The sequence below is a fragment of the Kribbella sp. VKM Ac-2566 genome (assembly GCF_004366005.1).
GTDB lineage: Bacteria > Actinomycetota > Actinomycetes > Propionibacteriales > Kribbellaceae > Kribbella > Kribbella pratensis.
This window is the reverse complement of record NZ_SODT01000002.1, coordinates 138,462-161,489: the sequence shown is the minus strand read 5'-3', so window position 1 is coordinate 161,489 and position 23,028 is coordinate 138,462. Positions and strand designations below refer to the sequence as shown.

Below are 23,028 nucleotides of genomic sequence, written 5' to 3'. Positions count from 1 at the left end.
GATCACTTCTCCTGATTCCGCATGTTGTCGACTTGTTCCTGGGTGAGCAGCGGGATCGTGAAGACCTCCATCAAGGCTTGGCCGATCCGGTTGTAACCCGCCGCTGTGGTGATGTCCTCGCCGAGCGCCTTCGAGACCTGGTCGCGGAACACGAACACGCTGAGCTTGATCGCGGCCAGCGCGGCGGCGTACCCGCGCCGGTCCTTGGGGTTGATCCCGTAGCTGGTGGTCCACTCCTCGACCGCGTCGACACCCTCGAGGAAGAGCGCGGTCGCGGTCTCCGAACCGTCCATCATCGAACGCACGATGTAGAGCTGCAGCGGGAACGCGACCGGGTGCAGCGCCAGCGGATCGAGCCCGCTGAGGTCGTGGTCCTGGGTGAGCTCGGCGCCGATCTGGAGCATCCGCTCCTTCGCATAGCGGTCACACGCCTCGCGCAACGACTCCTTCGAGCCGAAGTGATGCCGCACCAGCCCCGACGACACCCCCGCCTCGGCCGCGATGTCCCGGATCGAGGCTCCCTCGATCCCCCGCTCCCCGAACAACCGGATCGCCGCATCCCGAATCCGGGCCCGAGCCGTCAAGTCATCCGCCGGGCGCTCCATTCCCAACTCCTCTCCCTACACACAAAAGCAAACTACTACACGATCGTGTAGTCAAGCCCATGGGTGTCCCCGGTCGGTGGAGACAGGAAGTGGTGGGTGGGGTTTCTACTGACCGTCCAGTCGGCCGGCCATCGTGTCGAGGGTTGGCCAGGGAGGGCCCTCGCGCAGGACGCGGAGGAAGTCGTTTCCCCAGCGCCGCCCGTTCGGGAATTGGTCGCCGACGTCCCAGCGCCACGCTGCGACCATCGCAAGAACGAGTTGCCGGCAGTCGTCCAGCAGTTCTTGGTCGACGCCTGGGTACTGCGCGCAGACCGCCTCGGGTACGTGGGCGAGATCCAACTCGACGGGTCCACGGCAGCACGTCTCGAGGTCGATGAACAACGCGCCGTACGTCGTGCTGAGCACGTTGCCTGGATGCGGCTCGCCGTGGAGCAGCTGCTCCTCGGCGCCACGCTCGTCGATCGCCCGACGTACGCTTCGTAGCCTGCTGCTGAGGAACGTGCGGTCCGCGTCGGGGAGCTCCGGGGAGAGGCTCGGGTCGGCGACGATCTTCTCCGCCTCGGTGATTCGATCCGAGAAGTGTGGACTCGCCATCTCGACCTTGCGCATGCCGACGTGCAGCTGCTCCAGCGCATTGGCGTAGTCGACTGGTGAGACGTGAGGTGCCGCGGGCTCGTAGTAGGTCCACAGCGTCACCGCGAAGCCGTCGCGCGTGTACACAAGCGGATCCACCCGAGGCTCCAAGGCGGCCACCGGGGATCCGACTTCGGCGAGGCGTTGTGCGAGCTCGACCTCGAACTGTGCGACCTCTTGCCCCACCGGGGCGACCCGGGCGAAAACGTCGCACGGCGTCAGCCGCAACGCCAGCTTGTTCGAGTTGTGGAGGACGATCGCGTCGTTCGCAGTCAGGCCGAGCGATCCGGCAATGGACGTCGCAGCCGCGATCGCACGGGTGACCTCAGGCATCTCCATGACGTGGTGAGGCTACCGTCGCGAGCTTGTTCTGTCCCCTGGATTTGCCGGGCCTGGCCGGTAAGAAGGTTACTTCGGTGTGACAAAGCTTCGTACCTTGTTGACAGCGGGGTGGTTGCTGGTGTGGGTTCTTCCCCAAACACCAACACCAGCTGAAGGTGGGGCGGCCCGATGAGGAAGTTGTTGGCGGTGCTGGCGGCGTTGTGCGTGCTGGCGGCGGTGCCGGGTACGGCGATGGCGGCCGATCCGGCGCCGAAGAAGGTCATCAAGATCGGGGTCACCCAGGCGGTCGACTCCATGAACCCGTTCCTCGCCGTACGGCTGGTGACGGGATCCATCCAGCGGATGATCTACGGCTTCCTCACGGTGCCGGACTCGAAGACGCTGCAGCCCAGCCCGGATCTGGCCGAGTCCTGGACGACGTCGCCGGACGGGCTGACCTGGACGTTCAAGATCCGCCAGGCGAAGTGGTCGGACGGGCAGCCGATCACCGCCGACGACGCGGCCTGGACGTTCAACAAGATGATGACCGACGACGCCGCCAAGACTGGCAACGGGCCGGCGGTGGAGAACTTCGCGAGCGTCACCGCGAACGGCCAGGAGCTGACCATCAAGCTGAAGGCGCCGCAGGCGTCGATGCTGGACAACCCGGTGCCGATCATGCCCAAGCACGTCTGGGAGAAGGTCAAGGACATCGGCAAGTACGACGCCGAGGTCTACCCGACCGTCGGCAGCGGACCGTACGTCGCGGTGGAGCACAAGAAGGACCAGTTCGTCCGGCTGGAGGCGAACCCCGACTACTGGCGCGGCCGGCCGAAGATCGACGAGCTGCAGATCATCTTCTATGACAACCCCGCGGCTTCGATCGTCGGCCTGAAGAAGGGTGACATCGACCTGATCGGCCGGCTGAACCCGTCGGACTTCGAGTCGCTGAAGGGCGACGACAACATCGTCCAGTGGAACACGCAGGGTCGGCGGGCGACGTACCTGCAGGTCAACCACGGTGCGACGACCAGCGACAACAAGCCGATCGGCGACGGGCATCCGGCGCTGAAGGACCCGAAGGTGCGGACCGCCCTGCACTACGCGATCGACAAGCAGAAGCTGGTCGACGAGGTCCAGGGCGGACTGGCGAAACCGGCCGACGGGTCGATCATTCCGCCGCTGTACAAGGACTTCTTCTGGGAGGCGAGCGGCGCCGAGAAGGTCACGTTCGACCTCGCGAAGGCGAACAAGATCCTCGACGACGCGGGGTACAAGAAGGGCGCTGACGGCGTCCGGGCGATGCCGGACGGGTCGCGGAAACTGCAGTTCCGGTTCAGCATCCACACCGACGCCCCGGTCGAGGACAAGCTCGCCGAGTACCTGACCGGCTGGTTCAAGGAGGTCGGCATCACGCTGACCACCAAGCGGCTCGACTCCAGCAAGTTCACCGAGGAGACCGGTACGACGGCACTCTTCGACATCGCGATCAGCGGGTGGTCGGTGAACCCCGACCCGGAGGAGGTGCTCGGCACGCACCTGTGCAGCCGGCGCCCGACCGCGTCCGGTGACGGCGGCGGCACCGAGTCGTTCTACTGCGACCCGACGTACGAGAGCCTGTACCTGGAGCAGCAGAAGGAACTCGACCGCGGAAAGCGCGCGGAAACGATCAAGAAAATGGAGGAAAGGCTCTACACCGACGCTCCGGTGATCGCGCTCTACTACCCGAACGATCTCGAGGGCTACCGCAAGGACCGGATCGCCGGCATCACGCCGATCCCGGAGGACAAGGGCCTGCTGTACGGCGGTTCCGGGTACTGGCCGTTCTACACGCTCGAGGCAGTGTCGGAGGACGGCGCGTCGGCCGACGGAGGCGGATCGAGCACCGGCGTGATCGCGGGCATCGCGGCCGGGGTCGTCGTACTCGCCCTTGCCGGCTTCTTCGTCCTGCGCCGCCGCAGCGGCGCGGCTGACGAACGCGAATGACGCTGTCATGGCCGCGCCTCCCGCGACGGGAGGCTCCATGACCACCGCGGTCGAGGAGCTGGAGCAGACGCCTGTCCGTCATGGTTTGTTGCGTTATGCGGCGACCAAGGCGGGTGGCGCGTTGCTCAGCATCGCGATGGTGATCGTCGCGACGTTCTTCCTGTTCCGGTTGCTGCCGGGCGATCCGGTCCGGGCGCTCGCGCAGGGCCGGAACATGACGCCGGAGCAGCTCGACCTGGAGCGCGCGCGGCTCGGGTTGGACAAATCGATTCCCGAGCAGTTCCTGCACTTCGTGGGTCAGACGCTGCGGTTCGACCTCGGGGTGTCGTACGAGTACAAGCGGCCCGTCCTCGACCTGATCGGCGAGCGGATCGGGTCGACGCTGCTGCTCACCGGTACGGCGCTGGTGCTGGCGGTGAGCCTCGGTCTCTGGCAAGGAGCACGGGCCGGATGGAAGCCCGGCAGCAAGTTCGACAAGGTGTCGACCGCCATCTCGCTGGTGCTGTGGTCGGTGCCGACGTTCTGGCTCGGGCTGCTGCTGTTGATGGTGTTCGCGGCCGGAATCGGGCCCATTCCGGGGATCTTCCCGACCCGCGGGAGCTCGAGCGTCGACAAGCCGGACGGGTTCGCCGGCGTACTGGATGTCGCGCAGCACATGGTGCTGCCGTGCCTGACACTGGTCGCTGTCGTCTACGCGCAGTACCTGCTGGTGATGCGGTCGTCGGTGATCGACGAGGTCGGGCAGGACTACATCACGACCGCGCGGGCGAAGGGTTTGCGCGACGACGACATACGGCGCAAGCACGCCGTACCGAACGCGCTGCTGCCGACCGTGACGCTGGTGTTCATGCGGATCGGGTTCGTGGTCGGGGGTGCCGTGACGGTCGAGGCGATCTTCAGCTGGCCGGGGCTCGGGCAGCTGTTCTACGAAGCGATCCGGGTGCCGGACTTCACGTTGATGCAGGGCACGTTCCTGCTGATCACGGTGTCGGTGATCCTGATGAACACGTTGGCGGACGTCGTGTACCACCTGCTGGATCCGCGAGTGAGGTCGGCATGAGCAACGTGACCTGGGTACGCCGTCGGCGCGCCATCGGACGGTTCTGGGCGGATTTCCGCACGCACCGGGCCGGTGTCGCCGGGTTGGTGATTCTCGCCGTGGCCGTTGTCCTGGCACTGCTGGCGCCGCTCTTCATCGACTCCAGCGTGACGAACGTGGTGAGCGGCACCGGCGCGAAGATGGCGCCGCCGAGTCTCGACGATCCGTTGGGGACGGACGAGTCGGGCCGGTCGGTGTTGCTGATGATCTGGTGGGGCTCCCGGACCTCGCTGCTGATCGGGTTCCTCGCCGCACTGCTCAGCATGGTGATCGGGACCGTGCTCGGGATCGCGGCCGGGCATTTCCGGGGCTGGATCGGTGCGGTGATCCTGCGGGTGACCGACTGGTTCCTGGTGCTCCCGTCGCTGGTCACCGCGCTCGTACTGGCGGCGATCCTGGGCGGTTCCACCGCGACGATCATTGTTGCGATCGGCGTGACGTCCTGGCCGTCGACGGCGCGCCTGATCCGTGCGCAAACGTTAGCCGTGGAGGCACGCCCGTACATCGAACGCTCCTTGGCGCTCGGCGCCGGCCATTGGCACATCACGACGCGGCACGTGCTGCCGAACGTCGCACCGTTGCTGCTGGCAAGTACGACGCTGGAGGTCGCGAGTGCGATCGTCACCGAGTCGACGCTGGCGTTCCTCGGCGTGAGTGCGAACAAGACCTCGTGGGGCACGATGCTGCGCGGTTCGTACGACTGGGGTGCGGCGACCGCCGGCGCCTGGTGGTACATCCTCGTGCCCGGTCTGTGCATCGTGACGGTGGTGATGGCGTTCACCTTGTGTGGAAGGGCTTTGGAGACTGTGCTCAATCCCCGGCTGCGGACGCGTGCCCATGCTTGAGCTCGACGAGTTGTCCGTGACGTACCGGCTCGAGTCGTCCGACGTGCCCGCCGTACGGGGAGTTTCGCTGCAGCTGGCGGCCGGCGAGGCGCTCGGGCTGGCGGGGGAGTCGGGATCGGGGAAGTCCTCGGTCGCGCTCGCGCTGCTGCGGCTGCTGCCGCGCTCCGCCGTCGTCGGTGGGCGGGTGATGCTGGACGGCGAGGACGTGCTGGCGATGAAGTGGGGCCGGCTGCGGGCTGTCCGGTGGTCGTCGGCGTCGATCGTGTTCCAGGGCGCGCAACACGGGCTGAACCCGGTGCAGCGGATCGGCGATCAGATCGCGGAACCTCTGCTCGTCCATCGGCAGGCGTCTGGCGCGGACGCGTCCAAGCGAGTACGAGAACTGCTGGCGCAGGTCGGGTTGCCGGCGTGGCGCGCCCGGAGTTACCCGCACGAGCTGAGTGGTGGCCAACGGCAACGAGTGATGATCGCCATGGCCCTGGCGTGCGAGCCGCAGCTGATCATCGCCGACGAGCCCACGACCGCGCTCGACCTGATGGTGCAGGCGCAGGTCCTGACGCTGATCCGCAGGTTGATCGCGGACCACGGCATCTCGTTGCTGATGATCTCGCACGACCTGTCGGTCCTCGCGGACGTGTGCGATCGGCTGGCCGTGATGTACGCCGGGCGGCTGGTCGAGGTCGGCCCTTCGTCCGGGCAGTTCCAGCACCCGTACAGCCAAGCACTGGCGGCCGCTTTCCCGACCGTCGGCGATCCCGCGTCCCGCCTCGCCCCGCGCGGGCTGCCCGGCGATCCGCCGGATCCACAACAGTTGCCGGGTGGTTGTGCGTTCCACCCGCGTTGCCCGGTCGCACTCGAGTCCTGTGCGACTTCCGACGTACAACTGCGGGCGTCCGGTGCCGACCGGGCCGCCGCCTGCGTCCTGGTAGGGGAGGAGTGACTCTTGCTAGAGGCAACTGATCTGCACGTGGAGTTCTCCGGCCGTGGCGGACGCCGGGCGCGGGCGGTCGACGGCGTGAACCTGTCCGTCGGGGCCGGCGAGATCGTCGCCCTCGTCGGCGAGTCGGGCTGCGGCAAGACCACGCTCGCGCGCACGCTCCTCGGGCTGGAACGTCCCACGTCCGGCCAGATCTCGTACGACGGAACATCGCTGAGCTACTCCGGCCGCGCGCTGCGGGCCTTCCGCCGCGAGGTCCAACTCGTGCTGCAAGACCCGATGGGATCGCTGAATCCTCGCCATACCGTCTACGAGGCGGTTGCCGAAGGCCCCCGGATCCACCGTCTGCCCGACGAGGAAGCGGTGGTAGCCGACGCCCTCGCGCGTGCCGGGCTGCGACCGCCGGAACGGTTTTTCCAGCGTTTTCCGCACGAGTTGAGTGGTGGCCAGCGTCAACGCGTCGTCATCGCCGGCGCCCTGGCGCTCGACCCCAAGGTGCTGATCGCCGACGAACCCGTCGCGTCCCTCGACGCCTCGGTCCGTGGCGAGATCCTCTCGCTCCTGCTCCGGCTCCGCGACGACCTCGGGCTGTCCGCGCTCGTCGTCACCCACGATCTCGGCCTGGCCTGGAACATCGCCGACCGGGTCGCGGTCATGTACCTCGGCCGCATCGTCGAGTCGGGCCCCACGGAGGACGTCCTGAAGGATCCGCAACACCCTTATACGCAAGCCCTTCTGAGCGTTCTCCCCGAGTCCCCGAACCGCATCGTCCTGACCGGCGAACCTCCGGACCCGACCCGCATCCCCACCGGCTGCCGCTTCCACCCCCGCTGCCAACTCGTCGCCGCGGGCAAAGGCACCGAAGCCTGCACGACCCAGCCCCTGCAAGTCCTCCCCGCCACCACCGATCCCCAAGTCTCCTGCCACGTAGCCGACCTGGTGGGTCGGGACAGGAAATAGTGACTGGAGACCTGCTATTGCATGTCTCCAGTCACCACATCAGTCAGACCTCAGCGTCCTGCTCAGGTTCCTGATCGGCGTCGGCCAGCGCCCAGGTCAGTTGGAACTCGACCTCTTCCTCGTCCTCCCCGCGTTCGTGCTCGACACTGATCCGCGCGCCCGCCGGCACCGTGAAGCGCTCACCGGCGACCTGGATCCGGAACGGCTTCCCCGCCTCCAGCGCGTCCGCCAACCGCCGCAGCTTGGCGGCGAACTCGCTGACCGAGTAGTCCTTCTCGACATCTCTCTCACTCATACCGCAATCCAATCAGCCCTCAGGTTCTTCCACCCATTGACAATAGTTAACAAGTGATAGAACTATTGCGGTATGGCGGAACATCAGGTGGATCGGTTCTTCGAGGTGCTGGCTGATCCGACGCGTCGGCAGGTTGTGCAACTGCTGGGCGAAGGACCGCAGCGGGCCGGGCAGCTAGCCGCGGCGACCGGGGCGTCGTCGCCCGCGATGAGCCGGCACCTGCGGATCCTGCTCGAAGCCGGACTGGTCGCCGACGAGCGCGTCCCGGACGACGCCAGGGTCCGCGTCTTCCGCCTCAACCCCGAGCCCGTCGTGGCCGTGCAAGCCTGGCTCGACCAGGTCCAGGCGCACTGGCGCGACCAGCTGGGCTCCTTCAAACGCCATGTCGAGCAGAAGGGCAAGTCCGATGACTGAACCGTCCGCGACCGCATCGGTCGAGGTTGCCGTTGATCCGGCAACTGCGTTCGAGATCTTCACCGAGGAGATCGACCTGTGGTGGGTGCGGGGACCGATCAACTTCTTCGACGCCGCCCGCGCCACCGCGATGCAGATCGAGCCTGGCGTCGGCGGTCGCATCCTCGAGGTGTACGCCCCGCCCGACGACGTCCTCGAGCTCGGCAAGATCACCGACTGGACACCGGGTGTGCTGTTCGCCTATCGCAGTTCGGTCGACGACACCGAGATCCGCATCGACTTCGAGGCGTACGACGGCGGCACCCGCGTGACCGTCGTACAGTCGCTCGTCCCCCGCGGCGAGAAGGCCTTCTACTTCTGGCCGAACGTCATTCACTGGCTCCCGGCCTGGGTCGAACGGCGCGATCACGCGTCACGGACACCGCGTGAGCTGGACCGGCTCGCGATCGCCTTGTACTACGAGGATCCCGCCGCCGCGGCTCGCTGGCTGCACACGGTCTTCGGCCTCGACTCGTGGGACAAGATCCCGGCCGAGGGAACAGACCCGTCCTGGATCGAGCTGCAGGTCGGCACCCGCGCGATCCTGCTCTTCAAGCTCACGGAGAAGCGCACCGTGCAGCTGGACCACAGCGTCTGGGTGTACGTCGACGATCTCGATGCCCATTTCGCGCACAGTCAGGAGAACGGCGCGAAGATCCTCTCGGACATCCACCAGCACGGATACCGTTGCTACGAAGCCGAGGACCTGGAGGGCCACCGCTGGACGTTCGCCCAAGCCCGTCCCACGATGGCGTGACCGAGCACCCGCTGGCCGGAGGCCGTCTGACGCCCGGGGTGGTTCGTGTCGCCGACACGGTACGCCGCCCCGGCTCGGACAACTCGGCGTTCACCGCGAACCTCCTGCGCCTGCTGGACGCGCGCGGTTTCACCGCCGCCCCGAAGTACCTGGGTCAGGACGAGACCGGCCGCGACATCCTCACGTACCTGGACGGTTGGGTGCCGTCCAGGTACCAGCGCTGGTCCGACCAGCAGATCGCCGCCGCGGGCGCACTGCTCCGTCGCTTCCACGACGCCACCCGCGACAGTGCGCTCACCGCCGGCCAACCGGTCGTCTGCCACCACGATCCCGCGCCGACCAACTTCGTCTTCACCGACGATCTCCCGGCCGCCCTCATCGACTTCGACCTGGCCGCCCCGGGGGATCCCCTGGAAGACCTCGGGTACGCCGTCTGGACCTGGTGCATCGCGTCCAAACACAACGACCCCGCCCGCCAGGCCCACCAGGTCCGCGTCCTGGCCGACGGCTACGACCTGCCCGCGACAGATCGTCCCGGCCTGATCCCGGCCGTCCTGTCCCGCCTGATCCAGAACGTCGACTTCTGGACGCAGAGACCCTGTCCGGAAGCTGCCGAGCGCATCGCCTGGTCCCACCGTGAGCACGCCTTCGCCACCGCCAACCGCGACATCTTCGAGGCGGCACTGGCCTAGAGACGCCCAGCCTTCTTCAACGCGAGATATGTGTCCGCGAGTGCGGGCGCGATGTGGTCCGGGGGTTCGTCGACGACGGTGGCGCCGGCTCGCGTGAGGGTGGCGGTCAGGCGGTCCCGGTCCAGGCGCGTGCGTGCGGCCGAAGCAGCGCCGTACACGTCCAGGAGGTCTCCGCGGGCGGCCTCGAGCTCGGTCAGGCGCGGGTCGGCCACGGACGCCAGCAGTACGACGTGCCGTCGCAGCAGCGGGCCGATGACGGGCAGCAGGGACTCCTCGATCACGGCTGGGTCGAGGCCCGTGAGGAGGACGACGAGGGAGCGTTGCCGCAACCGTTCCAGCACCTGTGACACGACGATGCGGAAGTCGGTCTGGACGAGCTCGGCCTCGACGTTAGCCAGAGCGTTCACGAAGGACGGCAGCACGTCCTCCGGAGCAGGACGCCGTACGTCGGCACGCACCGCGGAATCGCAGGCCAGCAAGGACACGCGGTCCCCAGCCCGTGTGGCCAAGGCGGCCAGCAGCAGCGCCGCGTCCATCGCATGGTCGAGCCGTGGCGCGTCGCCGACGCGCCCCGCGGACAGCCGTCCGGAGTCGATCACGATCACGACCTGCCGGTCCCGCTCCGGTCGCCAGGTCCGCAGTACGACGTTCCCGCGCCGCGCCGTCGCGCGCCAGTCGATGCTCCGTACGTCGTCACCGGGCACGTAGTCGCGCAGCGAGTCGAACTCCGTCCCCTGCCCCCGCACCAGCAACGCCGTACGTCCGTCAAGCTCCCGCAACCGGGCCAGCCGCGACGGCAGGTGCTTCCGGCTCTTGAACGGCGGCAGCGCCCGCACCGTCCAGGCGACCTGATGCGACCCCTGGCGTCCGGCGAACCCCAACGGGCCAATGGATCGCACGGTCACCCGGAACGCTTGCCGGTCACCCCTGCGCGTCGGGACCAGGTGTGTGGTCAGCCGACGCCGCTCGCCGGACGGCAGATCCAGCTTGTGCGGCGGATCCAGTACGCCGGCTGAAGGCGGCCACGCGTCCCGCAGCAGCCCGCGCACTCGCCGTCCCGGGTTGGTGATCAGGAGATTCACCATGGCCTGCTCACCGAGCCGTACGGCGTTGTCGCCTTCCCGGCTGAACTGCAGCCGACGCGGCGATCCCGCCAGCAGTATGTCGACCAGACACACCACCAGCACCGCAGCAACGACCACACCGACACCGGCCCACGACGGCATCACCAGAGCGACGAACACCACTCCGGCTGCGGCCAGGATGCCGGCTCGGCCAGTCAGGACCATCAGCGTGGCACCGGCACCGTCGCGAGCACGCTCTCCAGCACCGCGTCCGCGCTGACACCCTCCAGCTCAGCCTCCGGCCGCACCTGTACTCGATGCCGAAGGCAAGGACGCGCCATCGCCTTCACATCGTCCGGAATGACGTAGTCGCGGCCGGACAGCCATGCCCACGCACGGGAGACCGCCAGCAACGCCGTGGCGCCACGTGGGGACACGCCCAGTTGCAGCGAAGGCGACTGGCGGGTGGCGCGGCACAGGTCGACGACGTAGGCCAGGACGTCCTCCCGGACCGCAACCCGGCGTACGGCGTTCTGTCCGGCCAGCAAGTCCTCCGGGCCGGCCACCGGGCGCAACCCAGCTGCCTCCAGGTCCCGCGGATCGAAGCCCTGCGCGTGCCGGGCGAGTACGGCGATCTCCGCGTCGCGCGGCGGGATGTCCAGCGTCACCTTCAGCAGGAACCGGTCCAGCTGCGCCTCGGGCAGCGGGTACGTGCCCTCGTACTCCACCGGGTTCTGGGTAGCGGCCACGACGAACGGCACCGGCAGCTTGCGCGGCTCGCCGTCCACAGTGACCTGCCGCTCCTCCATTGCCTCCAGCAACGCCGCCTGTGTCTTCGGCGGCGTCCGGTTGATCTCGTCCGCCAGCAGGATGTTCGTGAACACAGGTCCCGGCCGGAACTCGAACTCGCTCGTCTTCGCGTCGTACACCAGTGACCCGGTCACATCACCCGGCATTAGGTCGGGGGTGAACTGCACACGTTTGGTGTTCAGCCGCATAGCTGTCGACAGTGCCCGGACCATCAGCGTCTTCGCCGTACCGGGGACGCCTTCCAGCAGCACGTGTCCGCGGCAGAGCAGCGCGAGCACCAGTGCGGTCACAGCAGTGTCCTGGCCGACCACCGCCTTGCCGATCTCGGTCCGGAGCGCGACCAGCGCCTGCCGGGCCTGGTCCGCGGTGACCTCGGTAGTCGTCACGGGTGTCGTACCTCCTGCGTCAGTACGTCGAGTTCCTGGGACAAGGACATCAGAGCGGCGTCAGTGAGCGGCGGCAGGCCGTAGAGCAGCTCGTACAGCATGGCTGGGTCCCGGCCGGTCCGTGCGGCGACAGTCGCGACCACAGCCGACGGATCGGCCCGCCGTGGGATTCCGTGGGCCTCCTGCAGCTGGCCGAGCGCTGACTCGCGCAATGCCGACGCGGCGCGGTCGCGGGCCCGTGAGCGTCGGTAGAGCCGCGCCCTGCCCTCAGTGGTCTCGGCCGCGTGCACGATCACCGGCAGCTGCTCTGCCACCACGGGGCCGAGCCGCCGCCCACGCCAGATCGCTACCACCAGTACGGCGAACGCCAGCGCCCAGGCGATGTAGCGGACATCAGGCGGAATCAGCTGTGCGCTGCCCTCGCCACTGGAGTCGGGGTAGTCCGACTCCCACTGCGGCAGGTACCAGGTCAGATCCCGGTGCGTGCCCAGCAGGTTGAGCGCCAACGCTGCGTTGCCGTCCTCAGCGAGGCGGGCGTTCATGAACGACCCCGGCGTACCGATCACGTCAACGAGCCGGTTGCCGACCTCCAGCCGGACCACGGTGTTGTTGACGCCGTCGCCGTAACAGGTGGTCGCTCCCTCGGGAGCGGAGTACGTCGGTCCGTTGACGGTGACCGTGCCCGCCTTGACCGCAGCTGGAAGCTCACAGCCGGGCTGACGGCTGCGGCTGGCCAACGAGGTGCCCGTGGGCCGCACACCAGGCGCCAGGGCCTCCAGAGCGCGTCTGCCGGGCCGGATCAGGATGACGTGGCTCCACTGCGCCTGCGCGATCCGCCGCCAGTCTCCGTCGTCCAGCGAGCCACCTGGCCCGATGAGGAGCGCACTGCCGCCTCCTGCCTGTACGGCGTCGTTGAGCGACTCCGTGCCGTGTACGTCGACGTTGTGGTCCTCCAGCAACGCTGCCAGCGCCCGTGCCCCGGTCGACTCGGTGGAGTCCGGGCTGAACTGTCCTGACGTCCGTGCGGACGTAGCGATCAGGACAACGATCGCGGCCAGCACAATGAATCCAGTGACGAGCAGCGGTACCCGCAACGCACGCCAGCTCTCGCCAACACTCCGCCCGACCGGCGTGCTCATGCAGCCACCCGCGCAGTTCGCGCAGCGTCGTCAGCAGCCACCACAACGGCGTACCGCTCCGGTGTTCCCGGGCGGTTGCCATAGACAACCTCCGTGAACACCAATGCGGCCGGCTGCAGCGGGTCACGCAGTATGGGCGCTGCTCGCGACGCATCAGCGACCACTTCGTACGCCGTACGTCCGGCCCGTTCGTCCAGCACGGTCCGCTCGGTCAGCTCCGCTACGCACGCCCGGAAACGGCTGCGGATCGCCAACGCGAAGTCACCCGACGCGGCCTCCCGCTCCGCGAGTGCGCGGTACTCCGCGGCGCTCTGCGGCCGTGTAGTGTCGAAAACAGCCTGGGTCTTCGTCCTCCGGCTGGTCCGTAGTACGCCGGACCGCCAGAGCACCACGACCACCACAAGGACCAGCAGACCGATCAGCATGGTCAGACCGGCGTGGCCGTTGGGCGACGAGCCGGTGAGGCTGTCCAGCAGGTCTCCGATCCAGTCCACCACCTTGCGGATGGCCCTCTCGATCAGCGAGCCGGAGTCCCGGTACGCGGACTTGGACAGCTCCTTGGCCGCCTCCTGGGCAGCCTGGTCCCGGTCGATGTCGACCGGCGGCTCCAGCGGGAAGAAGCTCACACCGTCTCCTCGAACCGCAGGGCCGGCCGCATCCACAGGTCGAGACCTTCCCGCCGGACCCGGAGGTCGAGGTAGATCAGGGCCTGTACGGCGGACATGAACGCCAGGCTCGCGATCAGCGTCATCAGCGTCGCGATCCCCGCTGCCACGGCCAGCGCGATCGTCACCACCACGGCCCCGGTGCTGTCACTCAGATCGGCCCACGAGCCGACGGTGAGGATCAGCGCGCTGACCCCGAACTGCAGCGCGTAACCGATGATGTTCACCACCAGCCCGCCGAACAGCAGGATCCCGAACACCCGCCAGAACTTGCCCTTCACGAGCTGCCAGGACCGCCGCAGCGCACCCCAGACGCCCACTCGGACCGGAATGTAGAGGCCGATGTCCGGCGCGTGCCGGCCCTCCATCAGCACCACGGTCCCCGCGAGCACCAGGCGGACGCCGAAGATCAGCACCAGGACGCCGCCGACGAACATCATCGCCAGCGCAGCAGCCCCGGCCGCCTCGGAGGAGACCGCGGCATCCGCTCCGGCGCCGATGCCGAGCACTGCGAGCCCCCAGCCGCCGATCAGCAGCATGAACGACAGGGACTGCACCAGACCGACGGCGGCGAGTGCGGGGAGCGCAGGTCGCACCAGCCGCATCAGCTCGCGCGGACCGGCCCGGTGGGCGAGCTGACTCCGCACCGCGGCCAGCGCGATGATGCCGGCCAGCATGCTCGACACCACCGAGAACAGCACCACCTGTACGCCGTACGTGAGCAAAAGAGCCGCACCCGCCTGCCCGAACGGATCCTCCGCCCCGAAGAACCCACCGAGCCCACCAGGTACGGCGACCTCGGTCAGAACGGCCTGCACCGCGACCAGGGCGATCCCGGCCAGCACCGGCAGGCCCAGCATGATGGTCTTGTTGTCGGAGATGGTCCGGGCGGCGTTGTCGAGCAGATCCGCCGGCAGCCACGGCCGCAGCGGCTCGGTCGCCACGTCGTCGTGCAGGCGCATACTCTGGTCGGCCACTGCGTACCTCCTCTCCCGATGAATGTCCCGGTGAACCGTCGTACCAGTGGGCACGTGAGTTGTGGTGAACCCCCGCGGTGCACCATGATCCCGGATGATCACAGCCCAACTCGGGGTCATACGGCGATCCGGCGTGTGCAGTACCGCGGGAATGGGACACTATCCGTAGTGCGTACGGCCTGGTACCCGCCGGGCGCACCCCGAGCAGTCGAATCGGTCGGCAGCGGACGGCAAGGAGCTAAGGGCGTGGCAGACGGTAACCGGACGATGCGGGGCCGCATCCTCATCGTCGACGACGACACAGCGTTGTGGGAGATGCTCAGCATCGTGCTGCGCAACGAGGGCTACGACACGTATCTGGTCGCAACCGGTGACAAGGCGGTACCGGCGTTCCGGGAGTTCAAGCCGGATCTGCTGCTGCTCGACCTGATGCTGCCCGGGATGGACGGGATCGACGTCTGCCGGGCGATCCGGGCCGAGTCCGGCGTGCCGATCGTGATGCTGACCGCCAAGAGCGACACCGTCGACGTGGTGCTCGGGCTGGAGTCGGGCGCCGACGACTACGTGGTCAAGCCGTTCAAGCCGAAGGAGCTGGTGGCCCGGATCCGGGCCCGGCTGCGCCGGATGGACGAGCCCGGTCCGGAGTCGCTGACCATCGGCGACCTCACCATCGACGTCGCCGGCCACTCGGTGAAGCGGGCCGGCGAGACGATCCAGCTGACGCCGCTGGAGTTCGACCTGCTGGTCTGCCTGGCGTCGAAGCCCTGGCAGGTGTTCACCCGCGAGGTGCTGCTGGAGCAGGTCTGGGGCTACCGGCACGCCGCCGACACCCGGCTGGTGAACGTGCACGTCCAGCGACTGCGCTCCAAGATCGAGAAGGACCCTGAGCACCCGGAGATCGTGGTCACGGTCCGCGGTGTCGGATACAAGGCGGGTGCGGACTGATCGAGTACGGACGCGGCCAAGAGTCGCAGGCTGCCGCCGACGACTCCGGTGTGGACCCCGGCACCGAGGTACACACCGGACAGATCGCCGACCACCAGGGCGCGCAGCCGACGGCACCGCCCGAGCAGGAGGCGCCCGAGTCCCGCGGGACGGAACTGGAACTGACCGTCGCCGCGGTGGACTGGTCTGCCCAGCCGCAGCCGCTGTGGCGGACCCACCCCAAGCACTGGCCGGACATCTGGCGGCGGTCCATCCAGGCCCGGATCGTCACCGGCACCCTGTTGATGTCGACGCTGGTCCTGATCCTGGTCGGCTGGGTGATGATGAGCCAGGTCACCGACGGTGTCCTGGAGTCCCGGCGGCAGAGCGCGCAGGCCGAGGTCCGCGCGCAGCTCCAGCAGCTGTCCGTGACGATCGACGCCGCCAACCGCAACACCGTCAACCAGGAGCTGTCCAAGCTGGTCCTCGGCTCCAACCGCCCGGGCCTGTACGACGTCCTGCTGGTGCCGACCGACCAAGCGGCGTCCAACGCGATCCGCTACACGGGACTGGTCGACAGCAACTCGATCCCGCAGCCGCTGGCCTCCTCTGTGGTGAGTGACGGCTCCAAGTTGTGGGACACGTACACACTGATCAACTACCGGGAGAGCCCCAGCGTCCCGGGGCTCGTCATCGGTTCGCAGATCCGGATCGACTCCACCGGCGACAAGTACGCGATCTACTTCCTGTTCCCGCTCACTGCGCAGCAGGAGACGCTGGACGTCGTACAGCGGGCTCTGTTCACCGCAGGTCTGTTGCTGATCGTCCTGCTCGGCGCTGTGGCCTGGCTGGTCACCCGGCAGGTCGTGACTCCGGTGCGGATGGCACGGCGGATCGCTGAGCGGCTGGCGGCCGGCAAGCTCGAGGAGCGGATGCAGGTCCGCGGCACCGATGACCTGGCGCGCCTGGCCGTGTCGTTCAACAAGATGGCCTCCAACCTGCAGCGGCAGATCCGCCGGCTGGAGGAGCTGTCACGGCTGCAGCGCCGCTTCGTGTCGGACGTCTCCCACGAGCTGCGCACGCCCCTGACCACGGTCCGGATGGCCGCCGACCTGCTGCACGAGACCCGTGACCAGTTCGACCCGATCAGCCGGCGCTCGGTTGAGCTGCTGCAGAACGAGCTCAACCGGTTCGAGGAACTGCTCGCCGACCTGCTGGAGATCAGCCGGTTCGACGCCGGAGCGGCCGCCCTGGACCTGGAGGACGTCGACCTGCGCGACATCGTCAACCGGGTCCTGGAGAACCACGAGACCCTGCTGGAGCGCAAGGGCTGCCCGGTCGAGCTGGACATGCCGCGGCCGTGCAGGGCGAAGGTCGACTCCCGCCGGATCGAGCGGATCCTGCGCAACCTGATCGGCAACGCGATCGAGCACAGCGAGGGCCTGCCGATCCGGATCAGCACGGCGTACGACGACGATGCCGCCGCGGTGGCCGTCCGCGACCACGGGGTCGGGTTCCGGCCCGAGGAGGCGGAGATGGTGTTCAGCCGGTTCTGGCGGGCCGACCCGGCCCGGGCCCGGACCACGGGTGGCACCGGCCTCGGCCTGTCGATCGCGCTCGAGGACGCCCGGCTGCACGGCGGCCGCCTGGACGCGTGGGGCTCGCCGGGCGACGGCGCGTACTTCCGGCTGACGCTGCCGCGCCGTCCGGACGTGGCGCTCACCGGCTCGCCGCTGCCGCCGCGCCCGCCCGACGCGACCCGGGTCGTCACGGAGCTCGTCGATGTCGGCGCGCCCTACCAGAAGCTGAGCGGCGGTGAGGAGCGGTGAGACGCAGACTGGTCGGGTTCGTGCTGGCCGTGGCGCTGCTCGGCGGCTGCGCGACCGTGCCGACCAAGGGCACCATCCGCAACGGCGAGCGGCAGGGCCTCGCGCCCGACCTGGGCGGCGTCGGCGTCGAGGCCAAGCCACCGCGGGCGAACATCGGTGACATGCAGATCGTCAGCGGCTTCCTGGAAGCCATGTCGGACTCCCAGGCCTACGACGTGGCGCGGCAGTACATGACTCCGGAGGCCGCGGGGGCATGGAAGCCGGAGTCGCAGACGGTGGTGTACGACCAGACTCCCGAGTCATTGATCCGGAAGGGCGACGGGATCCAGCTGACCGCCCAGAAGATCGCCACCATCGGCGCGCGCGGCGAGTGGACCCCGGCAGGCCCGAACGAGAAGGCCGACTTCTTCTTCAAGCTGAAGAAGGTCGACGGGCAGCTCCGCGTCGCCAAAGCGCCTCCCGGCGCGTTCCTGGGCAGCAACCAGGTCGACCTGAAACTCGCTCCCCGGGACCTGTACTTCTTCAACCAGTCCAGGAACCTGCTGGTGCCCGACCAGGTCTGGCTGCCGCAGAACCTCCCGTCCGGCCAGGCCGCAACGCAGCTCATCCAGGAGCTGCTGAAGGGCCCGACGAGCCGGCTGGGCAACGGCGTGGTCTCCATCGCGCCACCCGGCACCGAGGTCCAGGTGTCGGTCCCCGTGGACCTCGGCGTGGCCACCGTGGCACTGAACGACATCGCCGGTTCGCTCAGGGACCAGGACCGGAGGCTGCTGGCGGCGCAGATCGTCTGGACGCTGAACCAGCTCAACCTCCGGGCCAAGATCACCGTCGGCGGTGCACCGCTGCTTCCGGACGAGCCGGAGGTCCTGCCGTTCGGCAACTTCAGCGCGTACGACCCGCAGGCAACAGCCGATGCAATGACCAAGCTGTACGGTCTGCTCGGGCAGAAGCCGCAGCGGATCGTCGGACTGGACGGGGCGTCGGAGATCTCCGCCCAGCCGCTGAACTCGGGCCCGTTGGCGCTCCACAAGGCACAGTCGTTCGCGGTCACGCTGGCCGGTGACGCCGGGGCGATCGTCACCGCCGACGGTCGCCGTGTCGTCTACGGGAAGCTGGACCCGCCCGACAACCCCGGCAAGCCGTCCGAGATCCCGGTCGATGGGAAAACCTTGTCGCCGAGCTTCGACGGCCAGGACAATCTGTGGATCCTGGACAGGGCCGACAGCGACCACCCGCGGCTGCGCGTCCGCCACGACGACGGGCGCCTCAGCCCGGTCGCGATCGACTTCGCGGGCGACACTCCGGTAGCCCTGCGGATGGCGCCGGACGGAGTCCGGGCGCTCCTGGTGATGCACAGTGCAGCTGCCAAGCAGAACTATGTCGAGACGGCGACCGTCCAGACAACGAACGGCGGCAAGCAGATGATGCTGGGGGAGTTCCAGCCGCTGCGGCTGCAGCTGACCAACATCACCGACGCGGCCTGGGACAAGCAGGGCATCATCGTGATCGGGACCGACAAGGCCGCGCCACAGCCCTGGCTGGTCAGCACCGACGGGTCCAGCCTGCAACTGCTGCCCGGCTCGGCACCGGGCTTCGTCCCCGAACACGTCGCGTCGAACACGCACAAGGACACGCTGCCGGTGATCCAGGACGACGCCGGCCACATCCACTGGCTCAGCAAGGACCTCGGGTGGGTGTCCATGAACGACGACGACAGCGAGGCCACCATCAAGCCCACCTACCCCGGCTGACCCGTTTGTCCACAGGCTCCGGCTCCCGCGGTTGCGGGGGCCGGAGCGCGTCGTGGACCGTGAGGTGGTGCGCGGGTGGGACGGGTTCGTGGACCTGGTGCTGGGCGGGCGGTGCGCGGGGTGCACGCAGCCTGGCGTCACTCTCTGTGGTGGTTGCCGTCGGCTACTGACCGAACTGACTCCGTTCCGTGCATGGCCCGACCCGAGTCCGCCCGGTCTCGCGCCCCCGACCGCCGCCGCGCCGTACGCCGGGGAGCTCCGTAACCTGATCCTCGCGCACAAGGAGCACGCGCGGTACGCCCTTGCCAGGCCACTCGGCGAGCTGCTGGCGACCGTCGTACGGGCGGCCCTCGACCAGCGGCGGGCGGCGTGGATCTGTCCGGTGCCGTCGCCGCGGGCAACGGTCCGCAAGCGCGGGCACGATCCGCTCGGGCGGATTACGAAGGCTGCCGTCAGATCCCTGCGCAGACAGGGAATCGACGCCCGGCCGGCCGCCGCGCTGCGGGTCGTGGGACGCCCCGACGACCAGGCCGGACTGTCCGCGGAACGCCGTACCGCGAACCTGGACGGGGCCTTCGGGCTGCGTTCGCGCTGGGCTGAAACGCTGATCGATCAACCGGTCCTGCTGGTCGACGACGTGATCACCACCGGATCCACGCTCACCGAGGCCTGCCGCGCCTTGGAATCCGGGGGAATCCAGGTCGTCGGCTGTGCGCTGCTCGCGGCGACCGCCCGGCACCGGACGTCTGGTTCATGAGAACTTCCCTACCGGTTTTCGCCGAAGCCGACTAGCGTTGGCTTATGACACCCGCTAGGGCTTGTCGGGCAGTGGAGTGGTGGAGGACCGGATCAGCCGGATTCCTCGCCACCGGGTCCGACGGGTTCGACAGCGGGTGTTCTCGTTTCGGGCACCGTCACCACGAGCACGGGGGTCCGAACACGTAAAAGAAGTCGCCGATCGATGGAGGTTTCCGTGGACGTCGTTGTCAAGGGTCATCACTGCGAGGTCAGTGACCGCTTCCGGCAGTACGTCGAGGAAAAACTCGAACGGATCGAGAAGGTCGATCACCGGGTACTGCGGTGCGAAGTGGAAGTCAGCCAGGAAAAGAACCCGCGACAGCACGATCGGGCGATGCGTGTCGAGCTCACCATGTACACCAAGGGTCCGGTGGTCCGCGCAGAGGCGTGCGGGGAGACCAAGCAGGCGGCGTTCGACGTCTGCCTGGACCGGCTCCGGTCCCAGGTCCGCAAGGCGGCCGACCGGCGTCGGGTGCACCGTGGTGAGCGTGCGCCGGAAGGCTTGCGGCACGTGAACGCGAAGCAGCCGGTGAACGGCACCGCACCTGTAGTGGAGGAACCAGTCGCCGAGGACGAGGTGGCGACGCACAAGTACGGATCTCTCCTGGTCACCGGCGACGGACCGCTGGTGATGCGCGAGAAGACCCACACCGCCAAGCCGATGACCCTGGACCAGGCGCTCTACGAGCTCGAACTGGTCGGGCACGACTTCTACCTGTTCGTCGATGCCGACGAGAACCAGCCCAGCGTCGTGTACCGCCGTCGCGGCTACGACTACGGCGTGATCCGGCTGGCCGTCTGAGACCTCAGGAGGTGCACGACGAAGGGGCCGGGCAACTCGCCCGGCCCCTTCGCTGTCCCGCGGTACGTCAGCTGTCGATCTGCTGCTGCAGTTCGGCGGCGTACGTCGCGACCTCGGCGTACACGCCCGGCTTGCCGGCGTCCGCGCAGCCGACGCCCCACGACACGACGCCGAACAGGCGGCCGTTCAGGACCAGCGGGCCACCGGAGTCGCCCTGGCAGGAGTCCTTGCCGCCTTCCTCGTAGCCGGCGCAGATCTCGCCGTCGGCGGTGTAGCCCTCGCTCGCGTACGCCTTCCCGCAGTACGCGTCGCCGAGCACCGGTACGTCGACCTTCTGGAAGGTGTCCGCCGGGCCGGTGCCCTCGGTCTCGCCCCAGCCGTAGACGATCGAGGCCGCTCCGGCCGCGTCGGCCGCCTTGTCGGTCTCGAGCGCCAGCGTGTCGACACCCTCGAACGGCGTCGCCAGCGTCATCACGGCGACGTCGTGCGCCGGCGACTTGCCGTACTCCGGGTCCACCCAGATGCTGGTGATCTTCGATTCCTTGCCGGTGGACTTGTCGGCCAGGTCGTCGCGACCTTGGATGGCGGTGTAGGTGGACGCGGCCTCCTGGGCGCAGTGGGCCGCGGTGACGATCTTGTTCGCCGCCACCAGGGTCGAGCCGCACCACTCGAGGGTCGGGTCGGGAGAGCCGCTGTTCGAGAGCTGGATGGCCCAGGGGGTGTCGGCGGTGTGGGCGATGGTTCCGCCGACGATCCGGGTCTTGGGTCCGTCGGGCGACTGCGCGGCCGATGCGGAGCCTGCTACGGCCACCGCACCGAGGGACGCCGCGGTCAGTACGCCGGCCGCGAGGGCAGCGCGGACCACATGCTTGTTTCCTGTCATGCCTCACTCCAGGGTGGTAGGGGCCGCACGGGCGGACGGCCTCCCTCGCAGGCTCTCCCGAACACCATCCGTAGCGCACCTCCCACTTTCGGTAACTCCCGAGTTATGACCCACGGTTCTTGTCGGTGGGGCCAGGCAGAATTCGAGGCGTGACTACAGAGGTGCTGTCGACGGCTCAGGCGCGGCGGGTGGCGCTTGCGGCGCAGGGCTTCACGGACCCGCGGCCCAAGGGCGTCCCCGACATGCGGGCCCTGACCCGGGTGCTGGGTCGCATCGGGCTGATCCAGATCGATTCGGTCAACGTGCTGAGCAGAACGCAGTACCTGCCGCTCTACTCCCGCCTCGGTCCGTACCCGCGTGAGCTGCTGGACCGGGCGTCCGGGAAGGCCCCGCGCCGTCTGGTGGAGTACTGGGCTCACGAGGCGTCGCTGATCCCGGTCGAGACGCACCCGTTGATGCGCTGGCGGATGGCCCGGGCAACGACCGAGGCGTGGGGCGGGCCGCGGTCGATCGCGAAGGAGCGGCCGGACCTGCTCAAGCAGGTGCTCTCCGACGTCCGCAACCACGGTCCGCTGACCGCCCGCGAGATCGACGACGACGTCGAGCGGGCCAGGGACAACTGGGGCTGGAACTGGTCCGACGTCAAGCGCGCCCTCGAGTTCCTGTTCTTCGCGGGCGAGATCACGGTCGCCCGCCGCAACCAGCAGTTCGAGCGGCTGTACGACGTACCGGAAAGGGTGCTGCCCAGCGCGGTCGTCGAGACGCCGACCCCGACGCTCGACGAGGCGCACCGCGGGCTGGTGTCGATCGCGGCCCGGGCCCACGGGGTGGCTACCGCGCAGTGCCTGCGGGACTACTTCCGGACCGCGCCCGCGCCGACGCAGCAGGCGATCTCCGAGCTGGTCGAGGACGGCGAGCTGCTCCCGGTCCGGATCGACGGCTGGAAACGCCCGGCGTACCTGCATCGCGACGCGCGGCTGCCGCGCCGGGTGAACACGCGGGCTCTGGTCAGCCCGTTCGACTCGCTGGTGTTCGAGCGCACCCGGACCGAGGTCCTCTTCGACTTCCGGTACCGGATCGAGATCTACGTCCCGGCGGAGAAACGCATCCACGGCTACTACGTGCTGCCCTTCCTGCTCGGGGACCGGCTGGTCGCCCGGGTCGATCTCAAGGCCGACCGCCCCGGCGGTGTGCTGCTCGTCCAGGCGGCGCACGCGGAGCCGAAGGCGCCCGTGGAGACCGCCGAGGAACTGGCCGCGGAGCTCGTCCAGCTGGCCGGATGGCTCGGGCTGGACCAGGTCCGGGTGGCCGGCGGCGGTGACCTGTCGCCAGCGCTCAGTGACGCTCTGCGCGGTTCCTGAGGACCGCCTGGGAACTTTCGGGCCCGCCCGGACGTGGGTGAGGTAGGGCTTGAGGC

At 68.6% G+C, this 23,028-nt stretch carries 23 protein-coding genes; 14 read left to right on the top strand and 9 right to left on the bottom strand.

Annotated elements, in window-relative coordinates; all coding sequences use genetic code 11:
• Positions 1 to 2: 2 nt before the first annotated feature.
• A complete protein-coding gene (locus EV647_RS02290) occupies positions 3 to 605 on the bottom strand; it encodes a TetR/AcrR family transcriptional regulator (RefSeq protein ID WP_133997623.1) in 603 nt (200 codons plus the stop codon).
• 105 nt (positions 606 to 710) lie between these two features.
• Positions 711 to 1,577 (bottom strand): phosphotransferase, encoded by an 867-nt coding sequence (locus EV647_RS02285; protein WP_202876010.1) that lies wholly within the window; start codon positions 1,575 to 1,577, stop codon positions 711 to 713.
• A gap of 171 nt (positions 1,578 to 1,748) precedes the next feature.
• On the opposite strand from EV647_RS02285, the gene EV647_RS02280 reads away from it, so the two are divergent.
• The 5 genes from EV647_RS02280 to EV647_RS02260 all read left to right on the top strand — a co-directional run bounded on the left by EV647_RS02280 (position 1,749) and on the right by EV647_RS02260 (position 7,386).
• Positions 1,749 to 3,545 carry an ABC transporter substrate-binding protein gene (locus EV647_RS02280; RefSeq protein WP_133997620.1) on the top strand — a complete coding sequence of 599 codons (1,797 nt, stop codon included), beginning with the start codon at positions 1,749 to 1,751 and terminating at the stop codon, positions 3,543 to 3,545.
• A 37-nt stretch (positions 3,546 to 3,582) separates the two neighbouring features.
• On the top strand, positions 3,583 to 4,605 hold the full coding sequence (locus EV647_RS02275) for an ABC transporter permease (RefSeq protein ID WP_133997617.1): 1,023 nt from the start codon (positions 3,583 to 3,585) through the stop codon (positions 4,603 to 4,605).
• A complete protein-coding gene (locus EV647_RS02270) occupies positions 4,602 to 5,489 on the top strand; it encodes an ABC transporter permease (RefSeq protein ID WP_133997614.1) in 888 nt (295 codons plus the stop codon). Before EV647_RS02275 ends, EV647_RS02270 begins: the two co-directional genes overlap by 4 nt.
• On the top strand, positions 5,482 to 6,429 hold the full coding sequence (locus tag EV647_RS02265; RefSeq protein ID WP_238176978.1) for an ABC transporter ATP-binding protein: 948 nt from the start codon (positions 5,482 to 5,484) through the stop codon (positions 6,427 to 6,429). The genes EV647_RS02270 and EV647_RS02265 overlap by 8 nt, the downstream gene beginning before the upstream one ends.
• 75 nt (positions 6,430 to 6,504) lie before the next feature.
• Positions 6,505 to 7,386 (top strand): ABC transporter ATP-binding protein, encoded by an 882-nt coding sequence (locus EV647_RS02260; protein ID WP_238176977.1) that lies wholly within the window; start codon positions 6,505 to 6,507, stop codon positions 7,384 to 7,386.
• 43 nt (positions 7,387 to 7,429) lie between these two features.
• Here EV647_RS02260 and EV647_RS02255 read toward each other — a convergent pair whose 3' ends face one another.
• Entirely contained in the window at positions 7,430 to 7,681 is a 252-nt protein-coding gene (locus tag EV647_RS02255; RefSeq protein ID WP_131344041.1) for an amphi-Trp domain-containing protein, read from the bottom strand.
• Between the two features lie 72 nt (positions 7,682 to 7,753).
• Between EV647_RS02255 and EV647_RS02250 the strand changes: the two genes are divergently transcribed.
• From EV647_RS02250 to EV647_RS02240, 3 genes are read left to right on the top strand one after another with little or no spacing between them, the layout of a single operon-like run.
• Positions 7,754 to 8,095 (top strand): helix-turn-helix transcriptional regulator, encoded by a 342-nt coding sequence (locus tag EV647_RS02250; protein WP_130382441.1) that lies wholly within the window; start codon positions 7,754 to 7,756, stop codon positions 8,093 to 8,095.
• Positions 8,088 to 8,891, top strand: coding sequence for a VOC family protein (locus EV647_RS02245; protein WP_133997604.1), 804 nt, complete (start codon positions 8,088 to 8,090; stop codon positions 8,889 to 8,891). Before EV647_RS02250 ends, EV647_RS02245 begins: the two co-directional genes overlap by 8 nt.
• Positions 8,888 to 9,583, top strand: coding sequence for a phosphotransferase (locus tag EV647_RS02240; protein WP_133997601.1), 696 nt, complete (start codon positions 8,888 to 8,890; stop codon positions 9,581 to 9,583). Before EV647_RS02245 ends, EV647_RS02240 begins: the two co-directional genes overlap by 4 nt.
• On the opposite strand, the gene EV647_RS02235 is transcribed toward EV647_RS02240, so the two are convergent.
• From EV647_RS02235 to EV647_RS02215, 5 genes are read right to left on the bottom strand one after another with little or no spacing between them, the layout of a single operon-like run.
• The gene (locus EV647_RS02235) at positions 9,580 to 10,872 is read right to left on the bottom strand and encodes a DUF58 domain-containing protein (protein WP_133997598.1); all 1,293 of its coding nucleotides are present in this window, start codon (positions 10,870 to 10,872) and stop codon (positions 9,580 to 9,582) included. The genes EV647_RS02240 and EV647_RS02235 overlap by 4 nt on opposite strands.
• Positions 10,872 to 11,843 (bottom strand): MoxR family ATPase, encoded by a 972-nt coding sequence (locus EV647_RS02230; protein WP_133997595.1) that lies wholly within the window; start codon positions 11,841 to 11,843, stop codon positions 10,872 to 10,874. The genes EV647_RS02235 and EV647_RS02230 overlap by 1 nt, the downstream gene beginning before the upstream one ends.
• Positions 11,840 to 12,982, bottom strand: a complete 1,143-nt coding sequence (locus EV647_RS02225; protein WP_133997592.1) for a DUF4350 domain-containing protein — start codon at positions 12,980 to 12,982, stop codon at positions 11,840 to 11,842. Before EV647_RS02225 ends, EV647_RS02230 begins: the two co-directional genes overlap by 4 nt.
• A complete protein-coding gene (locus EV647_RS02220) occupies positions 12,979 to 13,608 on the bottom strand; it encodes a DUF4129 domain-containing protein (protein WP_133997588.1) in 630 nt (209 codons plus the stop codon). The genes EV647_RS02225 and EV647_RS02220 overlap by 4 nt, the downstream gene beginning before the upstream one ends.
• Positions 13,605 to 14,624 carry a hypothetical protein gene (locus EV647_RS02215; protein ID WP_238176976.1) on the bottom strand — a complete coding sequence of 340 codons (1,020 nt, stop codon included), beginning with the start codon at positions 14,622 to 14,624 and terminating at the stop codon, positions 13,605 to 13,607. The genes EV647_RS02220 and EV647_RS02215 overlap by 4 nt, the downstream gene beginning before the upstream one ends.
• A gap of 267 nt (positions 14,625 to 14,891) precedes the next feature.
• Between EV647_RS02215 and mtrA the strand changes: the two genes are divergently transcribed.
• From mtrA to hpf, 5 genes are all read left to right on the top strand, one after another.
• Positions 14,892 to 15,569 carry an MtrAB system response regulator MtrA gene (gene mtrA / locus EV647_RS02210; RefSeq protein WP_133997738.1) on the top strand — a complete coding sequence of 226 codons (678 nt, stop codon included), beginning with the start codon at positions 14,892 to 14,894 and terminating at the stop codon, positions 15,567 to 15,569.
• A gap of 50 nt (positions 15,570 to 15,619) precedes the next feature.
• On the top strand, positions 15,620 to 17,377 hold the full coding sequence (gene mtrB / locus EV647_RS02205; protein ID WP_238175287.1) for an MtrAB system histidine kinase MtrB: 1,758 nt from the start codon (positions 15,620 to 15,622) through the stop codon (positions 17,375 to 17,377).
• On the top strand, positions 17,374 to 19,128 hold the full coding sequence (locus EV647_RS02200) for an LpqB family beta-propeller domain-containing protein (protein WP_133997585.1): 1,755 nt from the start codon (positions 17,374 to 17,376) through the stop codon (positions 19,126 to 19,128). Before mtrB ends, EV647_RS02200 begins: the two co-directional genes overlap by 4 nt.
• A gap of 52 nt (positions 19,129 to 19,180) precedes the next feature.
• Positions 19,181 to 19,885 carry a ComF family protein gene (locus EV647_RS02195; RefSeq protein ID WP_238175286.1) on the top strand — a complete coding sequence of 235 codons (705 nt, stop codon included), beginning with the start codon at positions 19,181 to 19,183 and terminating at the stop codon, positions 19,883 to 19,885.
• 216 nt (positions 19,886 to 20,101) lie between these two features.
• Positions 20,102 to 20,728, top strand: a complete 627-nt coding sequence (hpf, locus tag EV647_RS02190) for a ribosome hibernation-promoting factor, HPF/YfiA family (protein ID WP_202870917.1) — start codon at positions 20,102 to 20,104, stop codon at positions 20,726 to 20,728.
• Positions 20,729 to 20,795: 67 nt separating this feature from the next.
• Here the strand turns inward: hpf and EV647_RS02185 are convergent, their stop codons facing one another.
• A complete protein-coding gene (locus EV647_RS02185; RefSeq protein ID WP_133997579.1) occupies positions 20,796 to 21,611 on the bottom strand; it encodes a trypsin-like serine protease in 816 nt (271 codons plus the stop codon).
• 149 nt (positions 21,612 to 21,760) lie between these two features.
• Between EV647_RS02185 and EV647_RS02180 the strand changes: the two genes are divergently transcribed.
• On the top strand, positions 21,761 to 22,972 hold the full coding sequence (locus EV647_RS02180; protein ID WP_238176975.1) for a winged helix-turn-helix domain-containing protein: 1,212 nt from the start codon (positions 21,761 to 21,763) through the stop codon (positions 22,970 to 22,972).
• Positions 22,973 to 23,028: the final 56 nt, after the last annotated feature.

Coding starts and splice junctions, on each gene's coding strand:
- EV647_RS02280 (WP_133997620.1), top strand. CDS start 1,749: ATGAGGAAGTTGTTGGCGGTGCTGGCGGCGTTGTGCGTGCTGGCGGCG.
- EV647_RS02285 (WP_202876010.1), bottom strand. CDS start 1,577: ATGGAGATGCCTGAGGTCACCCGTGCGATCGCGGCTGCGACGTCCATT.
- EV647_RS02265 (WP_238176978.1), top strand. CDS start 5,482: ATGCTTGAGCTCGACGAGTTGTCCGTGACGTACCGGCTCGAGTCGTCC.
- EV647_RS02270 (WP_133997614.1), top strand. CDS start 4,602: ATGAGCAACGTGACCTGGGTACGCCGTCGGCGCGCCATCGGACGGTTC.
- EV647_RS02235 (WP_133997598.1), bottom strand. CDS start 10,872: ATGGTCCTGACTGGCCGAGCCGGCATCCTGGCCGCAGCCGGAGTGGTG.
- EV647_RS02225 (WP_133997592.1), bottom strand. CDS start 12,982: ATGAGCACGCCGGTCGGGCGGAGTGTTGGCGAGAGCTGGCGTGCGTTG.
- EV647_RS02245 (WP_133997604.1), top strand. CDS start 8,088: ATGACTGAACCGTCCGCGACCGCATCGGTCGAGGTTGCCGTTGATCCG.
- EV647_RS02290 (WP_133997623.1), bottom strand. CDS start 605: ATGGAGCGCCCGGCGGATGACTTGACGGCTCGGGCCCGGATTCGGGAT.
- mtrA (WP_133997738.1), top strand. CDS start 14,892: ATGCGGGGCCGCATCCTCATCGTCGACGACGACACAGCGTTGTGGGAG.
- EV647_RS02275 (WP_133997617.1), top strand. CDS start 3,583: ATGACCACCGCGGTCGAGGAGCTGGAGCAGACGCCTGTCCGTCATGGT.
- EV647_RS02185 (WP_133997579.1), bottom strand. CDS start 21,611: ATGACAGGAAACAAGCATGTGGTCCGCGCTGCCCTCGCGGCCGGCGTA.
- EV647_RS02250 (WP_130382441.1), top strand. CDS start 7,754: ATGGCGGAACATCAGGTGGATCGGTTCTTCGAGGTGCTGGCTGATCCG.
- EV647_RS02255 (WP_131344041.1), bottom strand. CDS start 7,681: ATGAGTGAGAGAGATGTCGAGAAGGACTACTCGGTCAGCGAGTTCGCC.